Source organism: Micromonospora sp. ATA51, assembly GCF_016802855.1.
Lineage (GTDB): Bacteria > Actinomycetota > Actinomycetes > Mycobacteriales > Micromonosporaceae > Micromonospora > Micromonospora sicca.
In genome coordinates this window covers 1-6,503 of record NZ_JAEVHJ010000358.1, presented here as the reverse complement: position 1 = coordinate 6,503, position 6,503 = coordinate 1, and the positions used below count along the sequence as shown (strand labels likewise).

The window sequence follows — 6,503 nt, the reverse complement described above, 5'->3', positions numbered from 1 at the left end:
GCCCGGCGATGGTGCCGCCACCGACGACACCGACGCCCCCGTCGGCAACGCGGACCGGTCCTCAGGTGGTGTGTCCCTGCCCAGCGGAAGCTGGGTCGACCTCGGCCTCGCGCTGGCCATCGCCGCCGCCGTCGCGCTGGTATGGGCACACCGCCGACGGCGCTACATCCCCCGCCGGCCCTCGGCGCAGCCGCGCCTGAGCGACCCCGACCTGGCGCCCATGCCCCGCGTGGTGAACCAGATCCGCCGCGCACTGCGCCGCGCCGCCGTCGACCACCCCCACGTGCCTGACCACGATGAGTCCGCCGCCGTCGATGTGGTCGTCAACGGCGAGGTCAACGACATCGGCGGCCACCGCCCCGCCGACACCGCTAACAGCATCGACGAGGCTGACGCCGAGACGATGCACGGCAACATTGCCGATTCCGACGCTCAGCACGCGGCCAACTCCGACCCCAATGACCCCGCTACCGGTAACCCCCTGCCGGTGGCGCCGGCCCTCGCACATCCGCTGTCGGCGCTGTGGCCGCCCGCCGGACTGGGCCTGACCGGGCCCGGCGCGCAAGCCGCCGCCCGCGGATTCCTCACCGCCGCCCTGGCCGCAGGCGGCCTGGACCACCCCGACGCCCGAACCCAGGTGGTGATGCCATCGGCCACCGCGGCGACGCTGCTCGGCGCCGCCGCGGTCAACCTGCCCCGCACGCCCCGACTGACCCTCACCCCCGGCCTCGACGAAGCCCTGGAGATCCTCGAAGCGCAGACGCTGCACCGCACCCGGCTGGCCTACCAGCACGAGGTCGACACTGTCACCGACCTGCGCGCCGCCGACCCCTACGAAGAACCACTCCCGCCGGTCACGCTGCTCGCCGACGCCACCGCCTGCCAGGAACGCGCCCGCATCGCCGCCCTACTCACCCAAGGCCAACGCCTGGACATCCACGGCGTGCTGCTCGGCGCATGGCCCGACGGCACCACCGTCGACGTCGCCGACGACGGCACCACCACCTCCGCCGACGGCGATCGCCACGGCCCCCACCCCGCCGACATCGGGCGCTTCGCCGTCATCAACCCCACCGAGGCCGCCGGCCTCCTCGCGACCCTCGCCGAATCCCACACCGGCCGACTCCCCGCACCCGCCCCCACCGAGGCCGCGCCCACCCGCATACAAGCCGAGACGCCCGCGGAGCGTGCCCGCCGGTCGACGCCGGTCGACGGCGAACAGCTAGGCAGGGAAGCGGCCGTCGAGGTCGCCATCGACGCGCGCGCGGACGGCAGCGGCACGGAGGATCCCGACTGCCATCGCCCGGCAGCCGTCACCGCCGCCACGACCGACACCTCCACTCATGAAACGGACAGCACCTTGGGCGGCGCCTCCGCCACAGCCAACACCTCAACCCCTGAGGCGGAAGCCGCCCCGGCCGGCTCCGCTGACACAACCGCCCCGGCAGACGCCGACGCTGACCACACCGCCGGCATTGACCCGGCCGCGGTCCCCCAGGAGCCGGGCGACACCGAGACGGCACGCCGGCCCGGGCGGGTCGCGGTGGCCGTGCTCGGCGCGCCCGGCATCGTCGGCGGCGACCCGCAGCGCAACCTGCGCGCGAAGTCCCTCGAACTGCTGGTGTACCTAGCCGTCCGCGACGGCGGCGCGTCGGTGGAGGCGATCCTGGACGATCTGCTGCCCGACGCGCCCGCCAGCAAGGCTGTGCACCGGCTACACACCTACGTCTCGGACCTACGCAGCGTCCTACGGCACAACGCCGGCCCCGGCACCTACCTCACCCACCCCCACCACCGATACCAACTCAACACCGACCGCATCGAGGTCGACCTGTGGCGGATGCGCGCCGCTATCCGCGCCGCCGACACCGCCGTCTCCAAGCCCGAGCGGATCGCGGCGCTGCGCCGCGCCGTCGACACCTACCAACCGCTCGCCGAAGACCGCGAGTACGAATGGCTCGAGCCCTACCGAGAGACCGTGGGCCAGGAGGCCCTCGACGCCACCATCACCCTCGTCGAGGAACTAGCTGGCCAACCCACCGAGCAACTCGCCGTCCTCGACGCCGCGATCGTCCAGTACCCCTACGCCGAAGCGCTGTACCAAGCCGCGATGCGCGCCCGCGCGCAACTCGGCCACCTTGACGCCGTCCGCGCGCTGCGGCGGACGTTGACCCGCCGGCTCGCCGACATAGACGCCGAACCCAGCGACGCCACACTCAACCTGGCCGACCGACTCGTCGCCGACCTGCGCCGGCCGGACCGCGACCCCCGCCCACGGCGCCGACCCGGCGACGGGGCCGCCGCATGAGCGCCGCAAGGAGCACCGCACAGACCCGCGGCGCCACCGTCGCGAGCACCACCACACTCGCTGACACCAGCACCCATCTGCCTCGACTGCGGTGGGCCGTACGCGCGACCCTCACCCTCGGCGTCACCGCGTCGTTGGCAGCGAACGTCCTACATGCACGACCAAACCCGATCAGCCAGATGATCGCCGCGTGGCCGCCACTCGCCCTGCTGCTCACCGTCGAACTGATCTCCCGCGTCCCCCACCACCGCCGCTCCCTCGGCGTGATCCGGATCGCCGCAACCACCGTCATCGCGGCCATCGCGACCTGGGTGTCGTACTGGCATCTCGTCGGGGTCGCCGCACGGTACGGGGAAACTGAGGCGTCCGCCGCCTACCTGCTTCCCATCTCCGTTGACGGGCTCGTCATCGTCGCCAGTGTCAGCCTCGTCGAAATCACTGCACGGATCCGGGCAGCCACACCCGAACACCGTCCCTCGCCGATCACCCGGCCCGAGCCCATAACGTCCGTGGCGCCGCCGGTCAATCCGGCACCGCCACAGATATCGACTCCCACACTCGGCACCGCCGCGCCCCCTCCGGACGCAGACACTCCTCCTGCCGCCGCGACACCAGCCGCCGCGCGTACGGCCGCACCGACGACCGGACGCGTTATTGCTTCCGCCGAAGAGACAGCGGCCGGTCTCGCGGCTGACGCAGGCGAGCACCGGCGGCCCGAATCAGCCGCCGTACCCCCCGATCCCACACATGCTGCTGATCCGCCGTCCGCGACAAGAGGCATCGAAAGCCCACCTGCCGGGCGGACTTCGCCACCGCGACCCGATGGACGCCACGAAGGGCAGCGCCCGCGGGCATCAGCTGCCACCAGTGACGTCTCCACGTCCGTCCCTGCGGAGGCCCCCCGACCGCGCTCGCTGGTGAGCCACGGCGTGCCGAACGACCAGAGGGCGGAAGGCGAGGTGCCCTCGAAAACCGCCGCCGCTGTCGCCTACTGGTACCGGCAGGATCCCGATCTGCATCCGGCGGAGATCGCCGCGCGAATCGGCCGATCCGAACGCACCGTACGCCGACACTGGCCGCCACCCAAAGACACCGCCACACCGCCCGCCAACGGCCCGCACGCTCGCCACTTCGCCGACGGCCTGCCTCGCTGACGCCCCGTTCCGGCAACCGCCAGCCCGCTTAGCGCAGAAAAGCTCGACGTTCATGCTTTGGTCAACACGTCTCTCGGCGACGAGGATCTGCGGCCGGCACCGCCGGTCGAGCCGCCGGCGGACGGCTTCGGGTCCCGCCGGTTGCTGACCTCGTCAGGACTCAGACCCGACCGGCCCGAGGGGTGCGGTACAAAGGTCTATATTCCCCGGCCAACAGGCTGCTTACTATTCGTGATCGCGCTGCTACGTTCGCGATTGCAAGGCCAGTTTCTGAGGGACGGGAGCTTCGCGTGCGTGCTCGTCAGCAAGGACTATTAGGGCAAATCGAACAACAGAGACGGGCTGGTCCCCGGATCACACGGACAGCGGTTGCGATGATGCTGACGGTTTCTGGCACCAGCGTCGCCGTCAGCGTCGCTGCAGGACCCGCTACTGCGCTGCCGGCGGCAAGTCAGGCTGACAACCTGCCAGATGTCTCTATGGTGTGCCAGGCCGGCCAGATAGACATCAACCATGCCGATGATTTGGCGCTGACCACAGCGTTCAGCATCGACCCTCCCGTCGCGCATCGGATCATCGAGTTGCGGCCGTATCTAGGACCGCGGGATCTTCTCGTCGTGCCTGGTATCGGACCGGGAAAGCTGACCGAGATCCTGGCATCAGGTAAGGCGTGCGCCACACCGACCCAACTGCCACCGCCGTCCGACGAGGCATGCGGAGACGACCGGCCCGATCTCCAGACTGCCGATACCGATGAACTGGTCACGCGCCTCGGCATGTCGCGACCGGCAGCCAAACGCTTGATCCAGGCCCGACCGTTTGCGACCGGGCGCCACGTCACGCCTGAACGCGTGCCTGGAGTAGGTAAAGGCACCCTCGACTCCCTTCGCGCTCGCAGCTGCCTCACCCCAGCGCCCGTAAAAACTTCCACCACCAACTACCGATGGATCTACCGAAGCCTCGGCGGCCACGTCAACCGTGGGCCCTTTTCCCTCCAGGTCCCAGAAAACGTTCTCACCCCCTTTGGTGCCTGGGCGAGCATCACTGATGTTTCCGCGCCCTCCCCCCTGAGCGGCCCGGCGGCAGACTTCCACATCTGGGGCAACTGGGGCAACGGCGAGTCGCAGCGCGTATCCGTAACCCTCCCACTGGACCCGTCGTTGACGGCTGGGGTTGACCTGGACTTCGATCCGGTAGCGGTTCACTTCCCGGCGGGCACTGAACCGCAGATCTTTGCCGGTGCCGCTGCTGACGTTAACCTGGGCAGAAAGACCCTCACTGTTTCAACAGCCAGTCTGTCCATCCTCCAGGCGACGTGGCTTCCCAAGCCTTGGATTATCTCCGCGCCGACCGCCACGCCTTTCTCTCGACGTCAGATGCTGCTACAGACGGTCCAGGAGTACGCAGGGGTCGGTGCCTCACAGCCGGAATGCAACCCCGACGTCAGCAGCAGCGAGCTCGTTGCCACCCACGGTTCCATGTTCGATCTTCGGCTAGCCACCGGCCAACCCTTCTTCCGTCATTGCGTCGAGGCCGCAAGTGGGGCTGCTGATTGGAAACTTGCTAACAATACCGGCGCAGCCATGTTGATTTCACCGATGGGTGAACCCACAGTCATCTCCGTAAGGCCGAGCGGGAATCTGCTAACCGATCTCTTCTTCGCAAAGAAGAACGGGTCGGGGCCTTACCCCGGGTCCGTCTACGTTCCGCCCGGTGGGTCGGCAATCGTGCGTGTACCGCAAGGACGCACCGCCGAGAAGGTTGACGCCGCCGTACCTCCGGCCGTTAACGCCAGCGCCTACACTCTGCGCCAGTTCGATAAGGTGCTGAAGCCAGATGAACTAGCAGACCTCTACTCGGCCCTCAACGACTGCGGTTACAGCATCTCGGTCTCGCAGGCCGATTTGCCCGCGATCCTGGCGTGTGCCTCCACTGCAGCCTCGTTCGTGTCCGCCCGTGCAAAAGTGGTGCTTGAGGCAGTTAACTTCATCATTGACACGGAGACCTATCTCGCAGACACCCTGCGTGCGATCTTCCAACGCGAACTCGACGCCTACCTCACCTACCGGTACCCGCCTCCACCTAACCCTGGCGGTGGTGGCAACGGTGGCGTCGGTCCCGACGGCAGCATTCTGGGAGCAGGGCAGCGCTCGGGGCTGCTCTGGCGCTTGGCGAGCGGTCCGACAGGCGATCAACGTGGTCAGGCTTACCTCGTGCTTGAGGAGGGCGGCGTCGCTGTGAGCACATTGGATGCCTCGACAATCGCATGCCTTAACCGACGGTATATCCTGCGCGACTTCGTAAACCGCCAAACCGTGCCGCTGCCTTGGACTCAGGAATCAGCCTATCCGGCCACGTGCGACGAGAGCCAGCCCGAGATCCAACTACCAGCTGACGCCCGGAACTGGGTGCTGCGCATGTCCAACGGTTCTGCTTGGTTCGTTGACCAGAACAGCCACCTGCAGAGAATCGAGACGGGTGGCCAGTACATTGCATGCGTTCAGCGCCACTACGTCCTGGACGACGCGCCGGCAGCCATGGTGGACCAGTTCGGTGATCGTTCTGCTGCTCCAAGAGCCACGTGTGGATAATTTGATCACCGCACCCTAACGGCTGCCACAGCTTCATGGTCAGCGCGACGCGCTTTACATGGATGGTCACCGACCAGACCAACAACTCCCGCAGCCGATTCCAAGGCAAAGCATCGGTCACGGTCGACGGCGCGACCACAGGTAACCCGTTCACCGTCGAGGGCATCGACGGCGACCGGCTGACTCCGAACACCAACGACCACTTCACCTTGAAGGCCTACGGCCCCAGGCGCGGACGCCGCCACAGCAACCCCCACCTACCAAGTGTCTGGCACCGACGCTAAGGGGAACAGCGTCAAGATCAGGTGAGTCTGTGGCCGGGGTGGGAGCTCTACCGCGCCCACCCCGGTCACGCTCACCTGCCGTCAGTCCCACAACTCAGCATTTGATCCTCCTGGGTAAGCCCGCGCGGTGCACCCCTGCGTCTTGCCGAAGCCGCTAAATGGCGAG

At 68.0% G+C, this 6,503-nt stretch carries 4 protein-coding genes; all 4 read left to right on the top strand.

The window, feature by feature from the left end; all coding sequences use genetic code 11:
* Positions 1 to 2,308 (top strand): BTAD domain-containing putative transcriptional regulator (locus JNW87_RS32870; protein ID WP_238455021.1); only part of this gene is annotated, 2,308 nt, incomplete at its 5' end.
* 179 nt (positions 2,309 to 2,487) lie between these two features.
* The gene (locus tag JNW87_RS32865) at positions 2,488 to 3,462 is read left to right on the top strand and encodes a DUF2637 domain-containing protein (RefSeq protein ID WP_309234131.1); all 975 of its coding nucleotides are present in this window, start codon (positions 2,488 to 2,490) and stop codon (positions 3,460 to 3,462) included.
* Positions 3,463 to 3,836: 374 nt separating this feature from the next.
* The gene (locus JNW87_RS32860) at positions 3,837 to 6,053 is read left to right on the top strand and encodes a hypothetical protein (protein ID WP_238455020.1); all 2,217 of its coding nucleotides are present in this window, start codon (positions 3,837 to 3,839) and stop codon (positions 6,051 to 6,053) included.
* Positions 6,054 to 6,088: 35 nt separating this feature from the next.
* Entirely contained in the window at positions 6,089 to 6,337 is a 249-nt protein-coding gene (locus tag JNW87_RS32855; RefSeq protein ID WP_238455019.1) for a hypothetical protein, read from the top strand.
* Positions 6,338 to 6,503: the final 166 nt, after the last annotated feature.

Coding starts and splice junctions, on each gene's coding strand:
- JNW87_RS32860 (WP_238455020.1), top strand. CDS start 3,837: ATGATGCTGACGGTTTCTGGCACCAGCGTCGCCGTCAGCGTCGCTGCA.
- JNW87_RS32865 (WP_309234131.1), top strand. CDS start 2,488: ATGATCGCCGCGTGGCCGCCACTCGCCCTGCTGCTCACCGTCGAACTG.
- JNW87_RS32855 (WP_238455019.1), top strand. CDS start 6,089: ATGGTCAGCGCGACGCGCTTTACATGGATGGTCACCGACCAGACCAAC.